The organism is Nocardia sputi, from assembly GCF_023501985.1.
The window spans coordinates 185,388-211,825 of the sequence record NZ_JAMFLC010000016.1 but is presented as its reverse complement, the minus strand read 5'-3'; the positions used below and the strand labels follow the sequence as shown (position 1 = coordinate 211,825).

Annotated in this window: 26 protein-coding genes; 13 read left to right on the top strand and 13 right to left on the bottom strand. The window is 66.9% G+C overall.

Annotation, left to right across the window (positions count from 1 at the left end; genetic code table 11):
- The first annotated feature begins 1 nt into the window (after position 1).
- Complete coding sequence (locus M8859_RS21870) at positions 2 to 382, top strand: VOC family protein (RefSeq protein WP_159927089.1); 381 nt, start codon at positions 2 to 4, stop codon at positions 380 to 382.
- A gap of 123 nt (positions 383 to 505) precedes the next feature.
- Here M8859_RS21870 and M8859_RS21865 read toward each other — a convergent pair whose 3' ends face one another.
- The 3 genes from M8859_RS21865 to M8859_RS21855 form a co-directional block, all read right to left on the bottom strand.
- A complete protein-coding gene (locus M8859_RS21865; protein WP_159930911.1) occupies positions 506 to 1,378 on the bottom strand; it encodes an LLM class F420-dependent oxidoreductase in 873 nt (290 codons plus the stop codon).
- A 159-nt stretch (positions 1,379 to 1,537) separates the two neighbouring features.
- Positions 1,538 to 1,741 (bottom strand): hypothetical protein, encoded by a 204-nt coding sequence (locus M8859_RS21860; protein WP_195070806.1) that lies wholly within the window; start codon positions 1,739 to 1,741, stop codon positions 1,538 to 1,540.
- 243 nt (positions 1,742 to 1,984) lie between these two features.
- Complete coding sequence (locus M8859_RS21855) at positions 1,985 to 2,629, bottom strand: DNA alkylation repair protein (RefSeq protein WP_195070887.1); 645 nt, start codon at positions 2,627 to 2,629, stop codon at positions 1,985 to 1,987.
- Between the two features lie 498 nt (positions 2,630 to 3,127).
- On the opposite strand from M8859_RS21855, the gene M8859_RS21850 reads away from it, so the two are divergent.
- Positions 3,128 to 4,126 (top strand): alpha/beta hydrolase, encoded by a 999-nt coding sequence (locus M8859_RS21850; protein WP_240679492.1) that lies wholly within the window; start codon positions 3,128 to 3,130, stop codon positions 4,124 to 4,126.
- An 80-nt stretch (positions 4,127 to 4,206) separates the two neighbouring features.
- Here the strand turns inward: M8859_RS21850 and M8859_RS21845 are convergent, their stop codons facing one another.
- Positions 4,207 to 4,860, bottom strand: a complete 654-nt coding sequence (locus M8859_RS21845) for a VldE C-terminal domain-containing protein (protein WP_195070805.1) — start codon at positions 4,858 to 4,860, stop codon at positions 4,207 to 4,209.
- Between the two features lie 336 nt (positions 4,861 to 5,196).
- On the bottom strand, positions 5,197 to 5,595 hold the full coding sequence (locus M8859_RS21840) for a winged helix-turn-helix transcriptional regulator (protein WP_159930915.1): 399 nt from the start codon (positions 5,593 to 5,595) through the stop codon (positions 5,197 to 5,199).
- A 62-nt stretch (positions 5,596 to 5,657) separates the two neighbouring features.
- On the opposite strand from M8859_RS21840, the gene M8859_RS21835 reads away from it, so the two are divergent.
- Complete coding sequence (locus M8859_RS21835; protein WP_195070804.1) at positions 5,658 to 6,494, top strand: NAD(P)H-binding protein; 837 nt, start codon at positions 5,658 to 5,660, stop codon at positions 6,492 to 6,494.
- A gap of 208 nt (positions 6,495 to 6,702) precedes the next feature.
- On the opposite strand, the gene M8859_RS21830 is transcribed toward M8859_RS21835, so the two are convergent.
- A complete protein-coding gene (locus tag M8859_RS21830; protein WP_308221223.1) occupies positions 6,703 to 7,332 on the bottom strand; it encodes a hypothetical protein in 630 nt (209 codons plus the stop codon).
- A gap of 316 nt (positions 7,333 to 7,648) precedes the next feature.
- Between M8859_RS21830 and M8859_RS21825 the strand changes: the two genes are divergently transcribed.
- From M8859_RS21825 to M8859_RS21795, 7 genes are all read left to right on the top strand, one after another.
- The gene (locus tag M8859_RS21825) at positions 7,649 to 7,795 is read left to right on the top strand and encodes a hypothetical protein (RefSeq protein WP_159930918.1); all 147 of its coding nucleotides are present in this window, start codon (positions 7,649 to 7,651) and stop codon (positions 7,793 to 7,795) included.
- Between the two features lie 39 nt (positions 7,796 to 7,834).
- The gene (locus M8859_RS21820) at positions 7,835 to 8,812 is read left to right on the top strand and encodes an NAD-dependent epimerase/dehydratase family protein (protein WP_249644788.1); all 978 of its coding nucleotides are present in this window, start codon (positions 7,835 to 7,837) and stop codon (positions 8,810 to 8,812) included.
- 185 nt (positions 8,813 to 8,997) lie between these two features.
- Positions 8,998 to 9,936, top strand: coding sequence for a TauD/TfdA dioxygenase family protein (locus M8859_RS21815; RefSeq protein ID WP_195070802.1), 939 nt, complete (start codon positions 8,998 to 9,000; stop codon positions 9,934 to 9,936).
- Positions 9,937 to 10,295: 359 nt separating this feature from the next.
- Positions 10,296 to 10,940 carry an ABC transporter permease gene (locus M8859_RS21810; RefSeq protein WP_159930920.1) on the top strand — a complete coding sequence of 215 codons (645 nt, stop codon included), beginning with the start codon at positions 10,296 to 10,298 and terminating at the stop codon, positions 10,938 to 10,940.
- Entirely contained in the window at positions 10,937 to 12,217 is a 1,281-nt protein-coding gene (locus M8859_RS21805; protein WP_159930921.1) for an ATP-binding cassette domain-containing protein, read from the top strand. Before M8859_RS21810 ends, M8859_RS21805 begins: the two co-directional genes overlap by 4 nt.
- Positions 12,214 to 12,951, top strand: a complete 738-nt coding sequence (locus tag M8859_RS21800; RefSeq protein ID WP_159930922.1) for an ABC transporter permease — start codon at positions 12,214 to 12,216, stop codon at positions 12,949 to 12,951. Before M8859_RS21805 ends, M8859_RS21800 begins: the two co-directional genes overlap by 4 nt.
- Positions 12,948 to 13,934 (top strand): glycine betaine ABC transporter substrate-binding protein, encoded by a 987-nt coding sequence (locus M8859_RS21795; RefSeq protein ID WP_195070801.1) that lies wholly within the window; start codon positions 12,948 to 12,950, stop codon positions 13,932 to 13,934. The genes M8859_RS21800 and M8859_RS21795 overlap by 4 nt, the downstream gene beginning before the upstream one ends.
- A gap of 103 nt (positions 13,935 to 14,037) precedes the next feature.
- Here M8859_RS21795 and M8859_RS21790 read toward each other — a convergent pair whose 3' ends face one another.
- Both M8859_RS21790 and M8859_RS21785 read right to left on the bottom strand, forming a co-directional pair.
- Positions 14,038 to 14,796, bottom strand: coding sequence for a DUF899 domain-containing protein (locus tag M8859_RS21790; RefSeq protein ID WP_159930924.1), 759 nt, complete (start codon positions 14,794 to 14,796; stop codon positions 14,038 to 14,040).
- Positions 14,797 to 14,830: 34 nt separating this feature from the next.
- Complete coding sequence (locus tag M8859_RS21785; protein WP_372492930.1) at positions 14,831 to 15,595, bottom strand: SDR family NAD(P)-dependent oxidoreductase; 765 nt, start codon at positions 15,593 to 15,595, stop codon at positions 14,831 to 14,833.
- Positions 15,596 to 15,785: 190 nt separating this feature from the next.
- Here M8859_RS21785 and M8859_RS21780 point away from each other — a divergent pair, with 190 nt between their 5' ends.
- Positions 15,786 to 16,733, top strand: a complete 948-nt coding sequence (locus tag M8859_RS21780; protein ID WP_195139692.1) for an RNA polymerase subunit sigma-70 — start codon at positions 15,786 to 15,788, stop codon at positions 16,731 to 16,733.
- A gap of 196 nt (positions 16,734 to 16,929) precedes the next feature.
- On the top strand, positions 16,930 to 22,407 hold the full coding sequence (locus M8859_RS21775) for an ATP-binding protein (RefSeq protein ID WP_195070798.1): 5,478 nt from the start codon (positions 16,930 to 16,932) through the stop codon (positions 22,405 to 22,407).
- 255 nt (positions 22,408 to 22,662) lie between these two features.
- Here the strand turns inward: M8859_RS21775 and M8859_RS21770 are convergent, their stop codons facing one another.
- From M8859_RS21770 to M8859_RS21755, 4 genes are all read right to left on the bottom strand, one after another.
- Entirely contained in the window at positions 22,663 to 22,887 is a 225-nt protein-coding gene (locus M8859_RS21770) for a contact-dependent growth inhibition system immunity protein (protein ID WP_372492933.1), read from the bottom strand.
- Positions 22,888 to 22,893: 6 nt separating this feature from the next.
- Positions 22,894 to 23,154 (bottom strand): hypothetical protein, encoded by a 261-nt coding sequence (locus M8859_RS21765; RefSeq protein WP_249644786.1) that lies wholly within the window; start codon positions 23,152 to 23,154, stop codon positions 22,894 to 22,896.
- Between the two features lie 34 nt (positions 23,155 to 23,188).
- Positions 23,189 to 23,356, bottom strand: a complete 168-nt coding sequence (locus tag M8859_RS21760) for a DUF4236 domain-containing protein (protein WP_159929595.1) — start codon at positions 23,354 to 23,356, stop codon at positions 23,189 to 23,191.
- A 125-nt stretch (positions 23,357 to 23,481) separates the two neighbouring features.
- Positions 23,482 to 24,429, bottom strand: a complete 948-nt coding sequence (locus M8859_RS21755) for an NAD(P)-dependent oxidoreductase (RefSeq protein ID WP_249644785.1) — start codon at positions 24,427 to 24,429, stop codon at positions 23,482 to 23,484.
- Positions 24,430 to 24,610: 181 nt separating this feature from the next.
- Between M8859_RS21755 and M8859_RS21750 the strand changes: the two genes are divergently transcribed.
- On the top strand, positions 24,611 to 25,480 hold the full coding sequence (locus M8859_RS21750; RefSeq protein WP_249644784.1) for an AraC family transcriptional regulator: 870 nt from the start codon (positions 24,611 to 24,613) through the stop codon (positions 25,478 to 25,480).
- A gap of 127 nt (positions 25,481 to 25,607) precedes the next feature.
- On the opposite strand, the gene M8859_RS37305 is transcribed toward M8859_RS21750, so the two are convergent.
- On the bottom strand, positions 25,608 to 26,387 hold the full coding sequence (locus M8859_RS37305) for an AraC family transcriptional regulator (RefSeq protein WP_159929591.1): 780 nt from the start codon (positions 26,385 to 26,387) through the stop codon (positions 25,608 to 25,610).
- Positions 26,388 to 26,438 lie beyond the last annotated feature (51 nt).

Sequence of the window (26,438 nt, the reverse complement as noted above, 5' to 3'; positions counted from 1 at the left end):
GATGAGCACTCCCCCGTACAACACGGTGACCTGGTTCCAGGTAGGCAGCGACGAGCCCGAGCAGATCAAGGAGTTCTACGGCAAGCTGTTCGGCTGGTCCTACAGCCCGTACCCGAACAGCGACGACGGCTATGAACTGATTCACTACCCTGGCAGCGAGGCACCGAGCGGCGGTATCGCGCACACCCCGGACAGCGCGGCCAATCACGCCACCTTCCTGGTGGTCGTCGAGGATGTCGCGGCCACCGTGGCGGCGGCCGAGGCCCTGGGCGCCAAGGTGCTGACTGCGCCCGTCATGAGCGCGGACGGTCTGGTATCGGCCGATCTGCTGGACACCTCCGGCAATCATTTCGGCGTGTTCAGCCCCGCCCCCGCGGCGTGAGCGAACGGTGAACTCGTCTCCCGGCGCATCGCCGACGATGCGCCGGGAGGCCGACCGACGATTGGGCCGACGGCCGGATGCGAGCCCCGAATCCGCATGGCCGCGACGAAGGCGGAGGGAGGCCTAGCCCAGCTCGGACAGCTGCGGGACGACAGGCGCGAAGCCATCGATCCACGCGGCCGGGGATCCGGTGGTCGGAGTGACCATGACCGCGTGCACGCCGAGCTTCGCGTATTCGGCCATCCCACGGACGAATTCGTCGCGGGTCTCCGGAGTCGGCCGCGGGTTGTTGGCCATGATCGTCTTGCGGATCTCGTCGTAGTCGCGACCGACGTCGTCGCAGTGCCTGCGCAGGACGTCGAGCTTGTGCTCGACTTCCCGGGGCGAGCCGAACAGGTTGCACGCGTCGGCGTACTGCGCGACCAACCGCAGCGTCTTACGTTCCCCGCTGCCACCGATCAGCACCTTGGGGCGGCTGATCGGCTGCGGCGAACACAGTGTCTCGGCCAGCTGGTAATGCCTGCCTTCGAACGGCCCGTTGTTCGCCGGATCCCACATCTGCCCGCAGATGAGCAAGGTCTCCTCGAGTCGCTCGAACCGTTCGGCGACCGAGGGGAACGCCACGCCGAGCCCGCGGTGCTCGCGCTCGAACCACGCGGCGCCGATGCCGAGCACGGCCCGCCCACCGGACAGGACGTCGAGTGTGGTGACGATCTTGGCGAGCAGACCCGGATGCCGGTACGTCACGCCCGTGACGAGCAAGCCGAGCTCGACAGTCGAGGTGTGCGCGGCCAGGAAGCCGAGCGTGGTGTACCCCTCCAGCATGTTCGATTCTGCGGGGAGGCCGATCGGCTCGATCTGGAAATAGTGATCCATGAACGACAGCCAGGTCGCGCCCGACGCTTCGGCCGCCGCACCCACCCTGGCCAATTCACCGGCGATGGCGGTGGTTCCTCCGTCGATGTCGAAGATCGGTAGGTGAAAGCCGAGTTCCATGGCGTGATCTCCTCGTGTGTCGGCGAGCTTGCGCCCTCACGCTACGACCTGGAGTGCACTCCAAGGCAAGTCGAGCGCAACGCCGGTTCTACGAGGTTTCAGATGGCTTGCGAACAATGCGGGGTGAGGCGACACGGAACCTGTCAGGGGGGCGGAGTGTCACTCGTTTTCGGTGACGGTGGTGTCGGGGTGGCGGCGGCTGGTATCGGGTTTGACGAAGTGTCCGGTGATCGCGGAACGGTCGCGCCGGTTGTCACCGTGGTGCGGCTCATCCTCGCCGAGGGTGGTTTTCGGGTTCTCCGCCGCGGTCTCCTCGCTCACATATTCGCCGGTCTCAGCGGAACGAAAGCTCTTCTCGGCCACAGTGATCTCCTATGCGCTGTCTGGTCGTAACCCGTTGCGGGCGCTATGTCTAGTCAGTCACCGAATAGCACGCATACGCCGCGAGAAACGTCACCGGCAGCTCTTTTTCGCCATGCGATCCGCGAGAACCGTTCTTACGCTTGCATGGCAATCAACGACGAAGGAACGCTGGAGCGCGTAGTCGTGTCCTGACCCCCATGGCAGGAGTCGACCGTGACATCCCCGAGCGCGAGCCGGACCTTCCTACTTGTCGTGCTTTCGGCGCACCATCTCGGTGATCCAGATGGGCGCGAACGGAGACGTGCAGTTCGCTGGAGTCGGGTAGTCCTCGAGTACCCGCAAGCGCTCACCGATTCCGATCGCACGGGCGCGGTGCTCGGCGTGCTCGATCCCGATCTGCGCCAGGCAGTGGTTCATCGCCCACTGCAGGCGGTCCGGGGCGTGTTTCATCTCGGCCTCGATGACGTCGAGCAGTCCGGCGAGGTCGAGGCCTTTGGGCTTCTTCGCCACCCGTTCGGTGGTCAGCGCCCAGCCGGCACTGGCGACCACTCGATCCGGATCGGCGGTCCAGGCCAGGCGCAGTTCCTCGGAGTGCGGGTTCTTCTTCACCACGTAGTTGACGAGCCAGTCGTGCACCTTGGGTGTGCGCGCCTCGCGCACCATGGCGTCCAACTCGGCACGCTCGAACGTCTTCGGGCTGCAGATCAGAATGGCCAGCAGTCTCGCCGCGGTGTCACCGGTCTCCCACAGCGTGCGCGCTAGTTCCTGCTGAGTTTTCAGCCGCTTCGCGAGCGCGCGCAGCTTGCTGAGGTTCACACCGTGATCGTCACCGTGTCTCTCGTTCACCTCGCGTGCCTTCGGGTCTTCGAGCGCGGCCAACTCGGCCATCACCTCGGCCAGCGTCGTCTCGGCCACCTCGGGCTCCTTCCATAACAGAGGAGATCCACCCTATGAGAACGCTGCCGTTGCGCTCGACGTCGACGCACCCTCGCCGAACAGCTCGGGGTTTCGCGGATCACCGGGATCACGGAGGTGACGTCGGCTTTCCCGCCGCCGGAACCAGCCGCTGCGCATCCGTCGTCCGGTCCTGATCGGCCACCTCCGAGCGAACGTCGCACCCGGTGGTCCGCCCGCCGAGACGAATCCTCGTGGTCGGGCCGAACGTGAAGGCGTCGGCACCGGCGAGTTGCCAGCACCACGCGCGCAGACGGTCGGACCTGGAGTTTCCCAGCAGTGACGGCCACGACCCCAGGGGCCGGTAGCGGCGCGACGTAGGATGATTTCCCGGTCTCGGGCGCGGCTGCAGTACGCGCGAGTGGAGCAACTTGCTCTCAGCGGCGACGGATTCGAATTTCTCGGTCATCGAACAGTAAGTCGGCAGGAGGTATGCGGGTGGGAGCGGCGCGATCTGGACACCAGCGAGTTGTTCGTGGTCGATTGCGGAAGACCGGCGTTGCCGTGGCAACAGCTGTGCTCATGTCGTCGATCGGCCCGGCCGTGGCTACCGCCGTGCCACTCCACGCGCCCGTATTGCGCGCCCCGGCAGGCGGTTTCACGGAGCTTTCCGTGCCGTCCAGCATGGGGCCGATCAAAGTCCAGGTGCAGTGGGCGGCCCGCGGCGGGAGCGCTGCCCTGTATGTGCTCGACGGCCTGCGAGCGCCGGGCGACCACAACCAGTGGACGACCGATACCGACGCTCTGCGCCAATTCGAGAACGACAATGTCACGTTGGTGTTCCCCGTCGGTGGCCATTCGAGCTTCTACACCGACTGGTACCGGCCGAGCAGCACGAACGGTCAAACGACGACGTACAAATGGGAGACCTTCCTCACTCGGGAACTGCCCGCCTACCTCCAGCGATACGGTGTCTCGCGCACCAACAACGCCATCGTCGGCGCCTCCATGGGAGGAAACGCCGCCCTCACACTGGCCGCGCATCACCGCGACCAATACAAATTCGCCGGATCGTTCTCGGGATTCCTGCACCCCACCTTTCCGCTCTGGAACGAAGCGATGCGCGCTGCGATGTGGGACGAGGGCCACTTCAACGTCGATGACATGTGGGGTCCGGCCGGAGACCCTGCCTGGAGCCGCAACGACGCCACCGTTCAGGCGGAGTTGCTGCGCGGACTGCCGATCTACATCTCGACCGGCAACGGCGTGCCCGGTCCGCAAGACCTGCCGTACGGGGTCGGCAACACCGTCAACGCGATGAGCCTCGAGTCGATGACCACCACTGCCACACAAATCTTCCGTGACCGGATCGCCGCGCTCGGAATCACCGCCCGCGTCGACATCGTCAACGGAACGCACACCTGGCCCTACTGGCAGCAAGCACTCGCGACCGCGCGTCCGATGATTCTCGACGCGCTGCGCGCGCACTGAACTCGGTTCTCCGAGTGCCGACCTGCACTCGTCCGGCGATCGGGCGGGGTGGAAAGTCGCGGAAAGACCGCGTCATCAGATCAGCAGGTCACGTCCACTACGGCAGTCTTGTGGAACGACACATGCACATGGTCGTAGTGATTGGCGGTCGGGCTCCCTCGGTCTTCCAGGTACGACCAACCGCTGCCGTCGTTGTACCGTTGCCGCCAGATCACGTAGGTCACGCCGAAACGCTGTTGGTTGGCCAGCACGAAATCGGCGATGGCGTCGCCGCGTGCCGAATCGGATGTCATCAGATCGAGCGCCAGCCCGGCGCCGTGGTCGCCGTCGCCCCGGCCGACGGCGCCGCCGATGTCGGTGACGCCGAACGTCTTCTTGAGCAGGTGGCCCACCTGTGCCACGTGCGGGCGTGTGCCGACCAGGTCCGTTGAACACGGGACGGAGGGAGGCGGCGGGGGCGGGTGCTGTATCGCCTGCTTGGCCGACGGTGGTGGTTGCTCGGCCGCCGCCGCGGCCTGCGCCGGTACCGGCGGCGCCGTCGACGGCACGGTCGTCATGGCCGGGTCGCTTGCCACGGCGGACGACGGCGCGGATCCGACCGCCGCGACATGCTGAGCAGCCGGGTTCGGTCGAATCGCCGCCCACAGCCCGACGGCGATGATTGCCGCTATGCCGCACACAACCAGGGGCGTGAGCTTCCGGGTTGCCGTCCGCTTGCGATGTTGACCAGGCATGATGTCGATTACCGATTACGTCGAGGATAGGTCACCGATACATTACGAAATGGTCGCGGAAATGTCACGCCGAACGGGTCGGCGGTACGAGCAGCCCGTCACGCCCACAGTGGTCTCGGCACGGGCGTCCCGCGCAGGGCATCGGCACCGGCACAACGGGGGGTCGACTGCTCCAGCGGGCTCGACCGACCATCGTCTCGGCGGACCAAGATGAGCGGCTACGGCTGGAAGAACGCCAAAGCAATCTCGATCAGGTTGTAGGAAATTGTCGCGGCGACTAACCGGCGGATCCGCGGCACCAGCAACGCCCGCCGCCGACGCGCTTGCGCCGAGAGATCATCGACTTCGCCGATCGTGCTCGTGCTGGGCGGCCACGACCTCGGCCGTGTGCCGACGGATCCACTCGAGGAACTGCTGCAACGACACCGAGAGACTCCGGCCCAGTGCGGTGAGTTCGTAGTTGACCCGCGGCGGCGTGGTGGGCTCCACGGAACGCGCGACAAGCCCGTCCCGCACGAGCGTGCGTAGCGTCTGCGACAGCATCTTCTCGCTGATCCCGCCGATCATCCCGCGCAGCTCGGAAAACCGCAGTGGCCCGCCGCCCAGCGCGGTCAGGATCAGCACGCCCCAGCGGCTCGTGATGTGGTCGAGCACCTCACGCGCAGGGCAATCACTGTTGAATGCGTCACTCCGCACCGGCCAGGCAGCGCCCCCGACTTGCGAACGTACCGCCATGACCGGAGCTTACCTTAAGGTATGTCCTTACCGAGAGTAATCCCGCAGCCTACGCTGCTGCCATGGTCACAGTCGTTTTCGGAGCCAGAGGCAATGTCGGCCGCCACGTCGCGGCAGGTCTGATCGCGAAGGGCAGCCAGGTCCGTCTGACAAGCAGGGAACCCGACACGGCGGGCTTCCTATGGGGCACAGAGGTCATCGCGGCTGATCTGGAGCGCCCCGAAACGCTGCCCGCCGCACTCGCAGGCGCGGAAGGCGTGTTCCTCTATGCCAAGCCCGAAGGGATCGACGGTTTCGTGGCGGCGGCCGAGGCCGCCGGGGTACGGCACGTGACACTCCTGTCGTCCGGGGCTGTCTTGGGCGGCGATGCCGACAACCCGATCGCCCGCATGCACACCGTCGTCGAGTCCGCCATCGAAAAGTCCGGTCTGGAATGGACATTCATCCGGCCCGGCATGTTCGCCACGAACGCACTGTGGTGGTGGCAGCAGTCCATCCGCGACGCCGGCGTCGCCCGTGTGCCGTATGCCGACGCGCGAACTGCGCCTATCCACGAGAAGGATCTGGCAGCGCTCGCGGTGACCGCTCTGACCGAGCCGGGTCACCACGGCCACGCCTACACCGTGTTCGGTCCCGAGTCACTGACCCTGCGGCAGCAGGTGCGGCACATCGGTGCGGCCATCGGCCGTGAGATCGCCCTCGAGGTGATCTCGGTCGAACAGGCGCGCGCAGAACTGAGCAAGACCATGCCGTCGATCGGCGTCGAGGCCGTCCTGGCCGGATGGAAGGCCGGAACAGTGGCGCCACCGCAGGTGTCGTCGATCATCGAGGAGGTCACCGGACGCCCCGCGCGAACGTTCGCGCAGTGGGCAGAAGATCACGCGGCCGATTTCCGCTGACCCATCGTGAGCGTCGCTGAGGTCCCATCTCACGCCATGCCGGAGTCGGGGGCGATCCGATCAGCCCCCGCCCCGCCGACCCTTCCGGTCTGCTCGACATAGCCGCAGTGCTACATGGCGTGCGAGGACCGATCGAGTGCGCCGCTGGAACACGATCGCGAACGGCGATCATGCCCGAAGGCTGTCGGACCTCCGCTCACCGCGTGCATCATCGGGGCACGATGCTCTTGGCACCCACCATGCGCACCAGGCTGAGGATCGGAAGCCCGATCACGAGATGTTCGATCCCGGTGGAGATTCCCACCCAGAGGTGGCTGGACAGTGCCAGTGGAATGATCACCGCCGCCGCGGTGAGGATTCCCACGATCCAGCTGAAGAACAATTCCGGTGACGGAGTGCCCAGGCGAAGCAGGTACCAGAGCAGTCCGGCGAGCAGTGTGCAGATGAATGCCACCACCGCGAACCAGTACGCGTCCTGGGCCATCGGGTTCCACACCCCGAGCGCGCCGCTCTCGGTGACCCGGGTCGCGATGATCTCGATGATCAAGGCGCACAGCCAGGCCGCAAGAGCGGTCACCACGGCCGCCGCGATCACACCACCGACGAACATGCCGATGTTGACCTCCGGGCCCTGTTGTTGCCGAGGCTGCCGGTCCGGAAGATCGGATTGCTGGTATTCGCTGTATCCGTGACCTCGGTGGCCGTATCCGGAGCCGTGGTCCTGGCTGTATCCGGAGCCGGGGCTGTATCCGTGATCTTGGCCGTACCCAGGATCACGGTAATTCCCCGGCTGATAACCGGGTTCATAGCGTGCGGTGTGCTGGTCGCGCGGATCCATGGGATTCAACCGCCGATCACCTCCGTCTTCAGCATGCGTGTGCGTCGAGTGTAGGGCCGCACCGAGCGTGCCGCTGACCGCCTACCCAACTCCGCTCGGCCGTGGCAGCGCCTTGGATTGCCACCTTGGCAGAACTTGCTGCCACGCAACGCTCTCGCTCCCAGCCCGTTCACGGGTTCGGCATCCACGCACGGTCTCGGGTCGTCGACGTATGCGATGCTGGAACCCTGAAACCATTGCTACCGCGCCCGGCATGGTGGGCATGGCGACGACAACCGATGCGCGTGAAACCGACGTCGGTGGGTAGGCCACGGACGTGACCGAACCCGGAAACCAGAACGCACCCGAACTGGGCGACCAGACCGACACCTCCCACCCTGACGACTTGGACCTCGATACCCGCGAAACCCCGGAGAACGAGGACGTGAACGAGGAGGCGGGCGCCGTCGAACCGCCCGACTGAGCACCGTTTCACCCACGGCGGGCGGGGAATCCCGCCCGCATGGGTATCACCGTCGCCGTCACCGGGCCGACCGGCGAGATCGGCATCTCCGCCGTCACCGCACTCGAACGCGACCCGGCGGTCGACCGGATCGTCGGAATGGCCCGCCGACCGTTCGACCCCGCCGCACACAGCTGGAGCAAAACCGAGTACCGGCGCGGCGACATCCTCGACCGAACCGCCGTGGACGCCCTGGTCACCGAGGCCGACGTGGTGATCCACCTGGCGTTCGTGATCATGGGCTCCCGGGAGGAGAGCGCTCGGGTGAACCTGGCGGGCACCCGCAACGTCTTCGAGGCGACGGTCGCCGCCGAGCAGGCCCGCCGCCTCGTCTACACGTCCTCGGTCGCCGCGTACGGCTACCACCCGGAGAATCCCACCCCCATCACCGAGGACGTGCCGCCCGAGGGCTCGCCCGAGCACTACTACTCCGAGCAGAAGGCAGCGTGCGAGGCGGCGCTCGCCGAGATCACCGCCGACTCCGACCTGGAGGTATTCGTGCTTCGGCCGTGCATCGTGGCCGGCCCGAAAGCGCCGGCCCTGCACGACCTGCCGTGGCAGAGACTCCCCCGCCCGTTGCGGGCACTGGCCAGGGCCAATCCGCTTTTCAAACCGGTGATTCCCGACCCAGGCCACCCGCTGCAACTCGTCCACCACGACGACGTGGCCGCCGCCATCGCGCTGGCCGCCACCGCGGATGCGCCGCCCGGCGCCTACAACATCGCAGGCGACGGCACCCTCACCCTCTCCGACGTGGCAGCCGCACTGGGCGGCAGGCCGGTGCGCGTCCCCGCGGTCGCCGCCACCGCAGCATCCGCGGCCCTCGCCCGCCTCCCCTTCGTGCCCGCCACCCTGGAGTGGCTGCACATCGTCCGCACGCCCGTCGTCATGGACACCAACCGCGCGAAGCGGCAGCTCGGCTGGAAACCGACGCATACCTCCGCCGAAACCCTCGCAGCGCTCGCCGCCGCCCGCTGAGCCTCGGAATCCCACCCGGCCGCCGCAGACCAGAGCTGCTCGGAATACGACGAACTCGCAGCTGCGGCCGACCACCGCCTGCGTGGTCACCCGTTTCGATCTCGATGACTGTAATGCTGGCCGCGCCGTACCAGGGCTGGTTACCTCTGAGCCGGATCATCAGGTTCGAGCGAAAGGCCCCCGGTATGTCCGCCGACCATACAGCCGAGACCGAGACCGACCTGGCAGTGGTCAAACTCGGCGCCCACGTCGGCGCACAGATCGACGGGGTCCGGCTCGGTGGTGACCTGGACGCGCGGACCGTCGCCGCCATCCGCGCCGCACTGAGCGAGCACAAGGTGATCTTCTTCCGTGGCCAGCATCACCTGACGGAATACGGCCAGTACGAGTTCGCGCAACTGCTGGGACAACCGACCACCCCGCACCCGACCATCACCTCGGCGGGTGTGAAGAGCCTGGCCATCGATTCCCGCCACGGGCGCTCCAACACCTGGCATACCGATGTCACGTTCGTCGACCGCGTCCCGAAGGCATCGATCCTGCGTGCGGTGTCGCTGCCCAGCTACGGCGGTTCGACCACCTGGGCCTCGACCGTCGCCGCGTACAACGCGCTTCCGGAACCTTTGAAGCGGCTGGCGGAGAGTCTGCGCGCGCGGCACAGCAATCAGTACGACTACGCCGCCGCCGTCGAGGACGATCCGGACGAGAACACCAGGGCCTACCGCCGGGAGTTCGAGTCCACCTATTTCGAGACCGAGCACCCCGTGGTGGAGGTGCACCCGGAGACGGGTGAACGCGCCCTGTTGCTGGGCTGCTTCGTGAAGCAGATCGTCGGCCTGTCCAGCCAGGAGTCGCACGCGCTGTTCCGATTGTTCCAGGACCGGGTGACCCGCCTGGAGCACACCACCCGCTGGGACTGGTCCCTCGGAGACGTCGCCATGTGGGACAACCGCGCCACACAGCACTACGCGGTCGACGACTACGACAGCAATGAGCACCGCAGGCTGACTCGTATCACGCTCGCCGGACCGGTTCCTGTCGGTGTCGACGGCACGCCGAGCACCGTGATCGCGGGCATCGCCGAAAACTACTCGGCCGTCGGCGCCCTCACGCGGGCGGCATAGCCCGTCACCAGGGTGGATGCCGTCACGAACATGACTCGCACACAGATGGTTCGGCGAATCCGCCACTCGCTCTTCGCAGCTTCTCGCCACGGACGTGGTCGCTGAGCCGTCCGAATTACGCCGACCGCCCATGGTCGGCTCGGAACGTCGAAACAGGGCGTAATCGAAGTCGTCTGTGGGCACGAATGCGTCCTTGCCGGTATCGATCGAAATACCGCGAATGCGGCAAGCTCGCGAATCGCCCGGCACGCGGCGTCCGGATTCGAACACGCGGAATCGTCTAGTCTTTGACGGCTCGAGTATCCGGTGACTACACGTAGACAGGTACCAACTGGTCTTCGGCTGACGAGGGGAATCCCGTGAATTTATGGAGCTACATCCGAGGACGGGGAGAAGTTCTGGCGTTTCTCACCTATCAGCATTCCTCCCTGGCGTTTCAAACCGTCTTGGTCGGAACGATCGTCGCCGTCCTCATCGCGGTGGCGGTTTATCGGTTGCCGCTGCTGTCGGCGCTGTCGCTGACCTCGAGCCGGGTCGCGTTGACGATTCCTTCGCTGGCGCTGCTGGCGATCCTCTTGGTCCCTTTCGGGCTGGGCGTGGTCCCTTCGTTCGTCATGCTGACGTTCTTCGCCGCGCTGCCGGTAATCGGTAACGCGATCGTAGGTTTGCGGTCGGTGCCCCCCTCGGTGGTCGAATCCGCGCGTGGCATCGGCTTTTCGCGATGGCGCATTCTGCTGACGGTCGAATTGCCGATCGCCTGGCCGGTCATCCTCACCGGCATCAGGGTATCCACCCAGATGATCGTGGGCGTGGCCGCCATCGTCGCCTATGTGCTCGGGCCGGGCCTGGGATCGCTGATCTTCAACGGCCTCTCCCGTCTCGGCGGCGCCAACGCCCTCGAGATGGCTCTCACGGGCACCATCCTCATCGTCGTCATCGCGCTGGTGTTCGACGCGCTGCTCGTCCTGCTCGGACGGCTCACCATCGCAAAGGGACTGTCATGACCGACGACGTGACCAGCGGGCCCGGCCCGGCGACGCCGGAGCGCAACGTGACCGGCGCTTCCATCAGGCTGGACTCGGTCGTCAAGCGCTACAAGGGTCAGCACAAGCCTGCGGTCGAGCGCCTGGACCTCGAGATCGAAGCAGGCGATATCGTCGCGTTCGTCGGTCCCTCCGGCTGCGGCAAGACGACCACGCTCAAGATGATCAACCGGCTGATCGAGCCGACCGAAGGCCGGATCTTCATCGGCGATCGCGACGTCACCGGGGAGGACCCGGACAAGCTGCGGCAGTCGATCGGGTATGTCATCCAGTCCGGCGGCCTGTTCCCGCACTGGACGGTCGCCAAGAACATCGGCGCCGTCCCGCGGGTGCTCGGATGGGACAAGAAGCGGATCGCCGAACGCACCGAGTACCTGCTCGATCTGGTCGGTCTCGACCCCGGCACCTTCGCCGGACGGCTGCCGAAGGACATGTCCGGCGGCCAACAGCAGCGGGTCGGGGTCGCCCGAGCGCTCGCGGCGGACCCGCCGGTTCTGCTCATGGACGAGCCCTTCGGCGCCGTCGACCCGATCACCCGGGTCCGCCTGCAGGACAGCCTGATCGCGATCCAGCAGGAGCTCGGCAAGACAATCGTGATCGTCACGCACGATTTCGAGGAGGCCACCAAGCTCGGCGACAAGGTGCTCATCCTGTCCGAAGGAGGTCATGTCGAACAGTACGCGCGCCCGGAGGAGATCCTGACCGAACCGGCAACGCCGTTCGTGGAGGAGTTCGTCGGGTCCGGCGCGAAACTGGCGTACCTGACCGTGACGCGGGTGCGTGACGTCGCCTACGACGAGGTGATCACCGCTCGGGTCGGCGAGTCGGCGCAAGGGGTGATCGAACGCGCGAAAGCCGCGGGACACACCTGGGTCGTCGTCGTCGACCAGGCCGGCCGGCCGCGGTCGTGGCCCTCGCTCGCGGAGGTGGCGACCAAACCGGAGGTCTCCGACTACCTCGACCGGCGGTTGCCCGTGGTCGCGCGATCCTCGACCCTCAACGACGCGCTCGACGCCATGCTCGCCACCAGCCAAGGCGCCGCCCTCGTCACCGATGGGCGCGGCGCGGTCATCGGTTCGCTCGGCATCGGCTCGGTGACGGAGGTGATCAGGAGCAAGCTCGCCGAAGGACGTGCCGACGAGGAGGTGTCGTACGAAACCTATGTCGAGGGAACAGATCCGGCGCCCACTCCGGTGGTCGCCGCCGACGACGAAAACGGATCGGCCGGGCAGTCATGAGTCGTCTGCGCCGCGTTCCGATCGACGTATGGTTCGAACCGATCATCATCCTGGTCATCGGTATCGGATACGTCCTCTGGTACCGATCGACGACGTTCACCCCGACCGAGAAGGCGTCCCTCGACTGGGCCAACCTCCAGACCACGATCCTCGCGCACATCGAGTTGACGGTGGTCGCCACGGTGATCGTGATCGTCGTCGCAATCCCGCTGGGCATCGCGCTGACCCGTCCCGGGGTGCGGCGGCTCGAGCCGATCGCCGTCAACATCGCCAACATCGGCCAGGCCGCGCCCGCGGTCGGCCTGCTCGTGTTGTTCACCTTCTGGTTGGGCACCGGATTCCGCACGGCGATCGTCGGTCTCGTCGTGTACGCCGTCCTGCCGATCCTGCAGAACACGATCGTCGGTCTCCGGCAGGTGGATCAGCGCACGATCGAGGCGTCACGCGGTATCGGCTATTCGAGCGCGCGGACGCTGTTGCAGGTCGAGTTACCGCTCGCGGTGCCGGTGATCCTCAATGGTGTGCGCACCGCGCTGGTCATCCTGGTCGGCACCGCGACGCTGAGCACGTTCATCGGCGCGACCAGCCTCGGCACGCTGATCACGACGGGTGTCACCCTCTTCCTGCCCAAGCTGCTCCTGTCCGGCGCGGTCCTGGTCGGGCTCCTGGCGTTGATCATCGACTGGCTCGGCAGACTCGTCGAACTGGCCGCGACTCCCCGAGGTGTCTCATGAGATCGCCACGAGACCGCATGGTCACCCTGCTGGCGGCGCTGGTCGCGACGACCTCGATGCTCGCAGGGTGCGGTTTGGTGAGTTCGTCCGGAACGTTCCACGACGCGCGCCTGCCGGACGGCGCGCGCCCGCTGGACGGCGCGAAACTGGTCGTCACCTCGAAGAGCTTCACCGAGGGCGTGCTGCTGGGCAAGATCACCGCGACTTATCTGGCCGCGGCGGGCGCGGAGGTCACGGACCTGACCGGCGCGCCGGGTTCGGCCTCGTCGCGGCAAGCCCAGCTCAACGATGACGCCGACGTGCTCTGGGAGTACACCGGCACCGGGTGGGTGAACTACCACAACCAGACCGAGACGATCTCGGATCCGAAAGAACTGTGGCAGCGTGTCCACGATATCGAGAAGCGCGAGCACGACCTGGAGTGGCTCCCACCGGCCAACTTCAACGACACGTACGCGTTCGGCACCTCGACGCCGAACGCCGAACGTCTGAAGGTTCGGTCCCTGTCCGACGTTGCCGCGCTCCCGGTCCCCGATCGGACTTTCTGCGTCGATGACGAATTCTTCAGCCGCTCCGACGGTTTCATTCCGATGCTGCAGAAGTACGGGATCCCCTACAACGACCCGAACGGTGTTCCATCGGGCAACGTCACGCGGATGGACGCGGGTGTGGTCTACACGGCGACGGCCAGAGGCGTCCCGTGCAATTTCGGCATGATCTACACCACCGACGGCCGGGTCAAGAACCTGAACCTCGTCGTCCTCGACGACGACAAGAAGTTCTTCCTGCCCTACAGCGGCGCGGCGGTCGTGCGCGGGGTGATCATCGACCGCTACCCGCAGTTGCGGCCCCTGCTCGGGACCATCTCCGAGCGCCTCACCGACGAACTGATGCAGGACCTCAACGGTCGCGTCGACATCGATGGAGAAGATCCCGCCGACGTCGCCTACGACTGGCTGAAGAGCGAGGAGCTCATCGAGTAGGCCTTGCGGGGCCGAGCCGAGTCGTCTCCCATCTACGCTCGGCTCGGCTCGCATCGAGGAATTCGGCATCAGAGCGCGAAACACCCACGCGTGGAATCACCGATCATGCGCAGCCGCAGTCCTTCGAGCCGGCACGCGGCGGCCGTTGGTCGTTCGGGTTGTCCGGGTCGGGGTCACCGAACCACCGAGAGGGCTTGTGCTCGCCATAGGTGTCATGCCAGTCCCACCACTCGTAGGGTGGAGTCTGTGGGTAGCCCTCCGGCGAGTCCTCCCATTGCTCCTGGCGCCCCAGCGCGGTCATGTCGAGGAAGCTCCACGTGGTCCCCAGCGCCTCGTCGCCGCGGTTGTTGATGAAGTAGGTGCGGAACACGCTGTCACCGTCGTGAATGAACGCGTTCGTGCCGTGCCATTCGTCCACGCCGAAGTCGGCGTCGAAATCGTCGGTGATGGTGTACCACGGCATCTTCCAGCCCATCCGCGCCTTCACGCGCTCGATGTCCGGCTGCGGCGCACGGGAGGCGAACACCAGCGTGGTGTCGCGGGCGTTCAGGTGGGCGAGGTCGGCGACATGATCGGCCATCATGGAGCAGCCGCGGCAGGCGTGGTGGGGCCAGCCGCCCACGCCGGGCTCGAAGAAGGCGCGGTAGACGATCAGCTGACGTCGACCGTGGAACAAGTCGAGCAGAGTCGCACTGCCCTCAGGTCCTTCGAACGCGTACTTCTTGTCCACGGCCTGCCATGGCATCCGTCGTCGCAAGGCGGCGAGCGCGTCACGAGCGCGGCTCACCTCCTTTTCCTTCACGAGCAGTTGCTGCCACGCTGCCTCCCACTCCTGCGGCGCGACGATAGGCGGTTTGTTCATTGCGGATGTCCTTCCTTCCTACGGTTCCGGCGAGTCAGGCCAGCGGTGACATGCCCGCGGCGGTGAGCGTGTTCGCGGGGTGGATCGGGTGCTCGGCAGTCGCGATCTCGAGAACCGACTTGCCCACCTGTTCCGGGGTGAGGGAAGGTCCCAAGGCCCGCACGAAGGTGTCGACATCGACCCCTTGCCGCTCGGCGTAGCCGGCCACTGCCGCTGCCCCGAGATCGGTGGCGGGCGTCAACTGTGGAAGAACGGATACGAACCTGATCCCCAGCTCGGCCCGTTCGGACTCCACGGCGGCATAGCTCGTGATGAACTTGACGGTGGCCTTCGCCCCCGCGTAACCACCGCTGAGCGGCGACCCGTGGATCGCCGCGCCGCTGGAGATCGCGATCACCGAGCTACCCGGCGCGAGCGGGCGGCGCAGCGCTTCGCGGATCCAATAGAACGCCTGCGCGACGTCGACACTCCAATTCTGGCTGAAGGTTTCCCACGTCTGATCCTGTAAGGGGCTCATCCGGGGAGTGGCTCCCGCGCACAAAACCACGGTGCGCGGTCGATGCTCGTCGAGGAGACGGGCGGCCGTCGCGGGATCGGCGGCGTCGGCGCTGACCGCGGTGAAGGTAGCGCCGAGTTCGTCGCGCACCGCGTCGAGATGCGGGCCGCCCCGGGCGACGCCGACGACGTGGGCGCCTGCCGCCGACAGCGCCCGGGCGATGCCGAGGCCGAATCCACGGCTGGCTCCGGTCACGATCGACGTCGTGCCGTCGAGGGCGCCGGGCTTGTTTGTCACATTCACGGTCGTATTCGCTTTCGTTGGGGAGGTGCTTCGAGTCCGTACTGATTGAGATACGTCTCGCCGCCACGATTCATCGGTTGCGGCTCCGCTGGTCTTTCGTGGCGGGCCGACCGATGAATTCCGGTCGCCGGACGTATCTGTACCGGTATGGGGCTCGCGTCCCCACCACCTCGAGAATGGGAGTACGACTGTGCCGGTCCAGGAGGATTTCATCGAGCAGGCGGCGCCGTTCCGCGCCGAATTGATCGCCCACTGCTACCGCATGCTCGGTTCGGTGCACGACGCCGAGGATCTCGTCCAGGAGACCTACCTGCGCGGTTGGCGCGGCTATCCGGCGTTCGAGGAGCGCGCGGCGCTGCGGACCTGGCTGTACCGCATCGCGACCACCGCGTGCCTGCGCGCACTGGAGAACCGCGCCCGCCGGGTGTTGCCGGCCGGCCTGGGCGCCGGCTCGGTCGATCCGGATGTGGGTCTCGACGGCGACGCCGGTACTCACCAATGGTTGGAGCCGCTGCCAGACGCTTTCACCCCGGAGAGCGCCCTCGTCGCCAGGGAAAGCGTCCGGCTGGCGGTGATGACGGCCATGCAAGAGTTACCTGCACGCCAGCGAGCCGTGTTGATCCTGCGCGACGTCGTCCAGTTCAGCGCCGCCGAAGTCGCCGAACTGCTCGAAACGTCGCCATCCGCGGTCAACAGCGCACTTCAACGGGCACGCGCCCGGCTCGCCGAGGTCGCCCCCACCGACGAAAGCGTGACCGAACCGGAGGACGCCCGAGGCCGTGCGCTACTCGACCGCTACTGCGCGGCGTTCGAGAACGCCGACCTCGCCGCCCTCACCGAACTGCTGGCCGCCGACGTCAGGCTGGAAATGCCGCCGGTGCCGGTATGGTTCACCGGCCGCGACGCCGTGACCCGGTTCCTTGCCAAGCGGGCTTTCGCCAAGCCCGGCGATCTCCTGCTGATCCCGACGGCCGCGAACGGACAACCCGCTGTAGCCGAATACCGTCGTGGCGCCGACGGCATCCTCGAAGCCCACTCGATACACGTCATCACCACAGACCACGGCGGGGTTGCCGCCATCACCGTCTTTCTTCAACCAACCCTGTTCGCCGCGTTCGGCATGCCACTGACCCGGTAAGCATCGAAGGGCGCCCAGGCGCTCGCCTACCGCCACACGTGATCGACCTCGGCAGCGGACGGCTCGCCGAACGTATACGCGCGAGTAGGGCCCATATGCCGTGCATAATTCCAGGCTCGAGGTGCACACTACGCACAGCCGCGATCGGCTCGCCCGTCGACGGGGCCGGAGCATGGGATAGAAAGGAGCCAGGCGAGTGTTCAATCGCATCGCCATCGTCAACCGGGGAGAGGCGGCGATGCGCCTTATCCACGCTGTCCGGGATCTGGCGGCCGAGACCGCGAGACCGATCGAAACCGTCGCTCTCTATACCGATGTGGACCGGAACGCGACGTTCGTGCGAGAGGCCGACATCGCCTACGATCTCGGTCCCGCATCCGCACGCCCCTACCTCGACCTGAAGGCGCTCGAGCGTGCGCTGGTGGCGACTGGATCCGATGCCGCCTGGGTCGGCTGGGGTTTCGTCGCGGAGGACCCGGCGTTCGCGGAGTTGTGCGAGCAGATCGGCATCACCTTCATCGGCCCGAGCCCGGACGCGATGCGCAAGCTCGGCGACAAGATCGGCGCCAAGCTGATCGCCGAGGAGGTCGGCGTGCCGGTCGCGCCGTGGAGCCGGGGTGCGGTCGAGTCCGTGGACGCCGCCCTGGCCGCCGCGGCCGAGATCGGCTACCCGCTGATGCTCAAGGCCACCGCCGGTGGCGGTGGTCGCGGTATCCGGGTGATCACCAACGAGGCCGAACTCGTCGACGCCTACGAACGCACCCGCCAGGAAGCCGCGCGGGCCTTCGGCAGCGGCGTCGTCTTCCTGGAGCGGCTCGTCACCGGGGCCCGCCACGTCGAGGTGCAGGTCATCGCGGACGGTCAGGGCACCGCCTGGGCACTCGGTGTGCGCGACTGCTCGGTGCAGCGACGCAACCAGAAGATCATCGAGGAGTCCGCGTCGCCGGTGCTGAGCCCCGAGCAGACCGCCGAACTCAAGGCGTCGGCCGAGCGGCTGGCGATCGCGGTCGGATACCGCGGCGCGGCGACCGTCGAGTTCCTGTACCACCCCGGTGACCAGCTGTTCGCCTTCCTCGAGGTCAACACCCGGCTGCAAGTCGAACACCCGATCACCGAATCGACCACCGGTTTCGACCTGGTCCGGGCGCAGCTGCACGTGGCCTCCGGCGGCAAGCTCGAGGGCGAGCCCCCGGCTGAGCGCGGCCACGCCATCGAAGCGCGGCTCAACGCCGAGGATCCGGATCGCGACTTCGCGCCTGCCCCGGGCCGTATCGCTCGCCTGGACCTGCCCGCCGGCCCCGGCATCCGCGTGGACACCGGTGTCAGCGAGGGCGACACCATCCCGGCCGACTTCGACTCCATGATCGCCAAGATCATCGCTTACGGCCGCAACCGCGACGAGGCGCTGGGCAGGCTGCGCCGGGCGGTCTCGCAGACCCGAGTGGTCATCGAGGGCGGCGCCACCAACAAGAGTTTCGTACTCGACCTGCTCGCCCAGCCCGAGGTGATCGACGCGGTCGCCGACACCGGCTGGATCGACCGCGTGCGCGGCGAGGGCCGTCTCGTGTCGCACCGCCACTCCACCGTCGCGGTGGCCGCGGCCGCCATCGACGCCTACGAGGAGGAAGAGCGGGTCGAGCGGGACCGGCTGCTGTCCACCGCCGCAGGCGGACGCCCGCAGGTGCAGCACCAGAGCGGGCGGCCGCACGACCTGAAGCTGCGCGGCGTCGGCTACCGGGTGCGCGTCGCGCGCGTCGGTGCTCATCGGTTCCGGGTCGGTGTCGAAGCGGGCGGGGATCTCCGCATCGCCGACGTCGATCTGGAACGCTTCGACCACCACACCGGGCAGATCGTGGTCAACGGCACCCGGTACCGCCTCACCACGGGCACGCACGGACCGATCCACCTGGTCGATGTCGACGGCGTGACCCACCGGATCAGCCGGGATGAGGGCGGTGTCGTCCGCTCCCCCGCGCCCGCGCTGGTCGTCGCCACTCCGCTGGAGGTCGGCGCCGAGGTCGAGGCGGGCGCGCCCGTTCTGGTGCTGGAGAGCATGAAGATGGAGACGGTGCTGCGCGCGCCGTTCCGGGCCCGGTTGAAGGAGTGCGCGGTTTCCGTCGGCACCCAGGTGGAGACGGGCGCGCCGCTGCTGCGGCTGGAGCCCATCGCCGAGGACGGCGAGGAGGCCGACGGCGCGGCCGTCGCGACGGTCGAACTGGATCTGCCGGTCGCGCCCGCGCCCGCCCAGCCGCACGAGCGGGTGGCCCGCACGCTGCAGGACCTGCGCAGCCTGCTGCTCGGCTTCGACGTCGACCCGCACGACGACCGCCGTGTCCTCGGCGACTATCTCACTGCGCGCCGAGCGGCCGTGGCGGACAACCGCAGGCCGCTGGCCGAGGAGGTCGAACTCGTACAGGTCTTCGCCGACCTCGCCGAGCTGAGCCTCAACCGCTCGTGGGACGAGGACGGCGGCGGTCAGAGCCACGTGCACAGCGCGCGGGAATACTTCCACACCTACATGCGAAGCCTCGACGTGGAGCGGGCCGGTCTGCCGGAGTCGTACCGGGCCAAGCTGGCCAAGGCGTTGGGGCACTACGGCGTCACCGACCTGGAACGCACCCCCGAACTCGAGTCCGCGGTGTTCCGGATCTTCCTCGCCCAGCAACGGCCGTCCGACACCGTCGAGGTCATCACCGCGCTGCTGCGCGAGTGGCTGCGGGAGCCGGTGCCGGAGCGGGCTTTGAGCGAGCCCGTGAGCGCGGCGCTGGAGCGGCTGGTCGGCGCGACACAGGTGCGCTTCCCGGTGATCGCCGACCTCGCCCGCGGCCTGGTGTACGCCTGGTTCGGCCAGCCGCTGCTGCGGCGCAACCGGGCCGAGGTGTACGCCACGGTCCGCAGGCACCTGAGTCATCTGGACGCGCACCCGGACACCCCCGATCGAGCCGACCGCATCGCCGAGATGGTGCGCAGCACCGAGCCGCTGGTGCGGTTGCTCGGCCAGCGCCTGGTGCGCGGCGGGGCGGACAACACCGTCATGCTCGAGGTGCTCACCCGCCGCTACTACGGCAACAAGGGCCTCACCAGCGTCCGTACCGAGCAGGCGGGCGGATGCACCTTCGTGATCGCCGAACGCAAAGGCACGAGTCTGGTCTCGGCCGCGGTGCGGTTCGACGCTCTCGACACCGTGCTGCGTGGTCTCGCCGAGCTGGCCGATGGCACCGCGTCCATCGAGGCCGACATCTACCTGAGCTGGGAGAAGCAGCCCGAGGGCTTCGACGCGATGGCCGCCGCACTGCATGAGGTGCTCGCCGCGCGGTCCCTGCCGGAGCGGGTGCACCGGATCACCGCCACCGTGGCCGGGAGCAACGGCGCGATCATGCACCATCACTTCACGTTCCGCCCGTCGGACACCGGCATGGCCGAGGAGCGGCTGATCCGAGGCCTGCACCCCTACATCGCGCAGCGGATGCAGATGACACGGCTGCGCAATTTCGATCTCACCAGGCAGCCGTCCTCGGACGAGGAGGTCTACCTCTTCCGCTGCGTGGCGAAGGAGAACCCGGCCGACGAGCGTCTCGTCGCGTTCACGCAGGTGCGTGACCTGACCGCGCTGCGCGACCACGACGGCCGGTTGCTCGCGCTGCCGACGGCGGAGAACACCGTCGCCGCCTGCCTGGACTCGATCCGCCGGGCTCGGTCGCTGCGAGCGTCGTCCGCCCGCTCCCACACCAACCGCATCGTCATGTACATCTGGCCGCCGCTCGACATCACCCGTGCCGAGCTGGACACCGTCGTCGAGCGCATCCAGCCGACCACCGTGGGCGCCGGACTGGAAGAGATCCTGCTCATCGCCCGGCACCGCACCCCGGAGACCGGCGAGCTGGTCAAGGTCGCTGTGCATATCTCCTTCGACGCCACCGGCACGAAGGTCACGATCGGTGAGCGCACCGACGACCCGGTCGAGCCTCTCGACGAGTACCGGCAGAAAGTGCTGCGGGCGGCGAGCCGCAACACCGTCTACCCCTACGAACTGACCGGCCTGCTCGGCGAGTTCACCGAATACGACCTCGACGCCGACCACACTCTGGTGCCGGTCGACCGGCCCAAGGGTCGCAACACGGCGGCGATCGTCGCCGGTGTGGTTACCACGCCGACCGCGCAGCACCCGGAGGGCGTCACTCGGGTGGTGCTGCTCGGCGATCCGACCAAATCGCTGGGCGCGCTGTCGGAACCGGAATGCCGCCGCGTCATCGCCGCACTGGACCTGGCGGAGAAGATGCGGATCCCGCTGGAGTGGTACGCGCTGTCCTCCGGCGCCCGCATCTCGATGCGATCGGGCACCGAGAACATGGACTGGGTGGCCGCCGCGCTCAAGCGGATCGTCGAGTTCACCCAGGACGGGGGCGAGATCAACATCGTCGTCGCGGGCATCAACGTCGGCGCGCAGCCGTACTGGAATGCCGAAGCGACAATGCTCATGCATACCAAGGGCATCCTGGTGATGACTCCGGACTCGGCGATGGTGCTCACCGGCAAGCAGTCGCTGGACTTCTCCGGCGGCGTCTCCGCCGAGGACAACTTCGGTATCGGCGGCTACGACCGGGTGATGGGCCCGAACGGGCAGGCGCAGTACTGGGCGCCGAACCTGACCGCCGCGCGGAACGTGCTGATGTCGCACTACGAGCACACCTACGTCGCGCCCGGTGAGCAGGCGCCGCGACGGTCGCAGACCAGTGACCCGGTCGATCGCGATGTCTCCGATTTCCCGCATGTGTCGGCGGACAGCGACTTCACCACCGTCGGAGAGATCTTCTCCGCCACCGCCAACCCGGATCGGAAGAAGCCTTTCGACATCCGGGCCGTGATGCGGGCACTCTCCGATCAGGACCATCCGGTTCTGGAGCGGTGGGCGGGCATGGCCGACGCCGATACCGCCGTGGTGCAGGACGCACGGCTCGGCGGCATCCCGGTGTGCCTGCTGGGCATCGAATCACGGAACGTGCCGCGGCGCGGCTTCCCGTCCACCGACGGCCCCGACACCTACACCGCGGGCACGCTGTTCCCATTGTCGTCGAAGAAGGCCGCTCGGGCGATCAACGCGGCCAGCGGCAACCGGCCGCTGGTAGTGCTGGCGAACCTGTCCGGATTCGACGGCTCGCCGGAGTCGATGCGGAAGCTGCAGTTGGAGTACGGTGCCGAGATCGGCCGCGCCATCGTGAACTTCCGCGGTCCCATCGTGTTCTGCGTGATCTCCCGATACCACGGCGGTGCGTTCGTGGTGTTCTCGAAGGCGCTGAACCCGAACATGACCGTGCTCGCGTTGGAAGGCTCGTTCGCCTCGGTGCTCGGTGGCGCCCCGGCCGCCGCGGTGGTGTTCTCCAGCGAGGTCAACGCGCGGACCGCTGCCGACGCGCGAGTGCGGGAACTGGAGGAACGCGTCGCGAGCGCGACCGGCACCGAGCGCGCGGCCCTGACCGCGGAGCTCGATGAGATCCGGTCGTCGGTCCGCGCGGAAAAGCTCGGCGAGGTAGCCGCGGAATTCGACCGCGTGCACAATATTCAGCGCGCTGTCGAGGTCGGTTCGGTCGACGCCATCATCAACCCCTCCGAACTCCGCCCCCGCATCATCGAGGCCATCGAAGCACATCTGGCCGACCAACCCGCCCGGACGTAAAGGAGAAGCCGGGCGGACTTTCAAGGCCAGGAGAACAGGTCCCGACGCCGCGGGTGCGAAGGTGGGTGAGCACACTCATCCAGAACTTCGCACCCGCACCGCCTGTGCCTTCCCGCATCCGGGGTGGGCCACCGCCACCCCGTCGGCCACCGTCAACTCCGCTCGTACCGGGCGTCGGTGGTCAACGTCCACGCAGCTCGGCGAGGAAATCTGTTGCGCGGTTCCAGATCTCCTCGTGCGGTGCACTGTTTTCGGTCAATCACCCAGGTCATTGAGCTTGTCGATGATGATCCGAATGCGAGTGACCGCGACAGGATCCTGTGTCCAATGCTCGTGGCCGACTCGGAGGGTTGCGACCAGCAGGTCGCCAGGAAAAAGGTCGCCCTCGGCAAGTGGATTCCATTGCAGCTGGATCAACGCGCGCGGCAACAAGACATAGACACCTTCGTTCTGCTGCAGCAGGCAACGAACATCCTCGATAGTCAGTCAGCCGATCGGCTTGCGCCACAGCGCATGCACAGTGCACATCAGACGGGTCGCCTCCGGCGGCATCGCAGGCCACACGTTGTCATCGAGCTGTTCCAACGACAGCTCCTCGTCAGCGTCCGCGCACAACGTCCACCTTCCGGCTTCGTGCCGGAAGAACAGAGTGGCGACGTCGCCGGTTGCGTGCATGATGCGCGCGAAGGCGACATCCCCGAAAAAGCGGATATCCAGCTGATCCGGCAGCAAGGCGGTGGTGAACAAACTCCGCGAGTTCGGTGATCGAGCGCGGGATCGCTCAGCGCTGGCGCCAGCTGAGCGGTCCCGGCAGGTCGACATTGTTCTTCTTGCTGCGGGAGTTCCACGACCACGGGCCGATCTTGATACTCCACGAGGACAGACCCGACTGGGTGAAATTGAGTTTCAGCGGCCCGAAGGATTTGCGCTGACGGTATCTGATGGGCATGAGCAGCCTCCTTCACTCGTTCCCCCCGGCAATAGCCGATCATGTTGTCCCTCAAACCTTTCCTGGTCAGGAGTGATGCCGCTCGGGTTTCGGTGCCGATGTCATCGCGAACGCCGACAACACCACTATTTCGGGTCACCTCGGAGCAGTTGGAAGGTCGATATCGGTACACCCGCTCGCTCGCTTGCAGCCAGTGCCCGAATCCAGTAGGTCCGCACTGCGTGCGCCAACTCCTTGTCTACTCCGGCGGCCGTGGCGGTTCGGACGACATGCTGCGCGCCGGCCGCCATCATGCGCAGATAGGCCATATCGCGCCGCCCGCCGGTGGTTGTCATGGCCGCCACCGCGGCATACAGATCCGCCATGTCGCCCATCGACCGTTGTGCGTACGGCAGGAAGCGTTCGATCGATTCGCCTGATCGATCGATCATGGCCAGTGCCTGCTCGAAGGCGAGCAGCCCGGGTAGGAACATTGCCAGGATCGCCTGGTAGTACAGCTGTGCGATCCCCTCGTCCGCACCGAGGTACTCCGGCCTGCCCAGCGGCCGGAGCACGTCGGCACATGCAGCGAAGACATCGCGGGGGCCGCTGTAGAAGATATAGGCGGCGGAACTCCCTACGCCATCGCTGTCGGCCATCACTCCACCAGCGAGGAATCGACCTCCACGCGCACGGATCCATTCCCCCGCTGTCCGTGTACTTTCCGGCGCGTCCGACGAGAGGTTGACGATTATCTTGCCCGACAGATGCTCTGCCACAGGCTCGAGCACGTCGTACATTGCGGGATAGTCGGTCAAGCTGAGGACGATCACCTCGCCGGCGCTCAAAGCTTGTCCCACAGTTTCGGCTCGCACGGCGCCGAATTCGACTACCTCGTCGGCCTTCTCGGGGCTGCGGTTCCACACGGTCACTTTCGTGCCGGAGGCACACAACGACCGAACCATCGCCTGCCCCATCGGCCCCAGACCGATAACCGTCACCGAACCAGCTGACTTGGACATCATTTGTTTCCTTCGAATACGGTTTCGCAGATCTTGTCGGCACCGGACTCGATAGTGACTGCCGCCGGCCACGTCGGGAAGACCGCACTTCGGGTCCCGGTAACCTACCTCCAGGTTCGGGACAAGGTCAGAACACCGCGGCTCCTACGGCGGTGGTGTGGATCACCCATCGACGCAAATGATCGAATCGGTTCGCGGCGATCGGGCGCGGCCGGGGTACTTTCGGCCAGGGTTGATGTCGGAAGGAGGCCTCTTGATCTCGGCACTCAACCGGCTTGTCGACCTCGTCGAGGAGCACCTCACCGAGGAGTTCGACGTCCACGAGCTGGCCAGAACGCTCGGCACGACCGAGTACCACCTGCGCCGGATGTTCTCGTCCCTGGCCGCGATGCCGCTGTCGGAGTACGTGCGCCGTCGCCGCATGACCATTGCCGCAGGCGATGTCGTCCGGGGCGAGGACGATTTGCTGAGCATCGCCGTCCGACACGGTTACGGCTCGACCGAAGCATTCGGCCGAGCGTTCCGGGCTGTCCACGGCGCCGGCCCCGGTGACGTTCGCCGCGATGGAGGCCCCCTTCGCACACAACCGCAGCTCAGGTTCCGCCTGACCGTTGAAGGGAGCACCCCCATGGACACCCGCATCATCGACCGACCCGCGTTCCGGCTCGTCGGACACGCAGCCAGGGTTCCGCTCATTCACCAGGGCATCAACCCCCACATCCAGCAGCACATCACCACACTGCCGCAGGAGGAGCATCTGCGGCTGAAGGCTTTTGGCGACACCGAACCCCGGGGCCTGCTGCAAGTCTGCGACGACCTGGATCCCGACGGCACCGAGGGCAGCGAACTGACCTATCTGCACGGCATTGCTGTCTCCTGGGACACCCCAGCCCCCGAAGACCTCGATGTCATCGAGGTGCCGAACGGCAAATGGGCGGTCTTCCACACTGCCGGACCCCATCCGCAGGCCTTGCAGGAGACCTGGGCCGCGACCGCCACACAGTGGTTCCCCTCCAACCCGTGGCGTCTGCGGCCAGGTCCCTCGATGGTCGCGGTCCTGAAGCGCGCGGACGACTTAAGCACCGCGACCTGCGAACTGTGGCTACCTGTCGAACCGGTGTGACACCCCTGCGGAGAATCCGGACAGCGAGGATCCGGTCCGGCTGCCTGCCCGATGCCGGGCTGGACGATGCCGGTCCACTGGTCCGAGCCCGTTGTCGGGCAACCGAATGCTCGGAGACACCCGAACATCAGGACGCAGGAGCGGTTCCGAGATCGAAGCTGATACCGGAACGCAGCACCCTGGTGGCGGAAAGCCCGATCATGTCGCGGAAGGTCTCACTGAAGTGGGACGGGGTGGCAAAGCCGGCGTCGAGGGCGGATCGGGTGAGATCGTGGCCTGCCACAGCGCCGCGGACAGTGTGGATCATGCGGTTCCATCGCTGATAGCCGCGGAATGTGGTACCGCACTGCTGGGTGAACAGCCGGAGGAAGTGGGTGGTGGACAGGCCCAGGTTCGCGGCGATGTGGTCGGCACGGAAGGCGTGGGCCGGGTCGCTGCGGATGGTGGCGGCGACCCGCTCGATGCGTGGATCGGTGACGGGTGCGGGGCCGGCGACAGCTCGGGCGTAGATGCGGTCCGGGTCCACGATGCGACCACGGCACAGCTCGACGAGTTCCCGCTGTCGCCGGTGTGACAGGCCGAAAGGACCTGCGGCAGAGGTCATCTCGTCGGCGATGGCAGTGGCGGGCGCACCCGTGGGGTCGACGAACAGCGCCAGAATCCATCCGCGAGTTGCGACGATGCGCTGCATCGTACGAGCGGGAGCGAATGAACTACCGGTGCGAATCGGCCCGTTCGCGGTATGCAGGACGAGCGGCGCGTCCAGGCCGACACTGAGCATCGCGACCGAGGGGGAATGCGGGTCGACGCCGAGATCCGGCCCGATATAGCCCACGTGACCCTGCCGTACCCACGCCACCGGCGTCCCCGCCGAACCGCAGATTTCCGAAAGCGCGTCGATGGTCACGCTTGCCAGGGTATCGGTACGCCGCCGGACCACGGCGGTCGACAAGGAGTC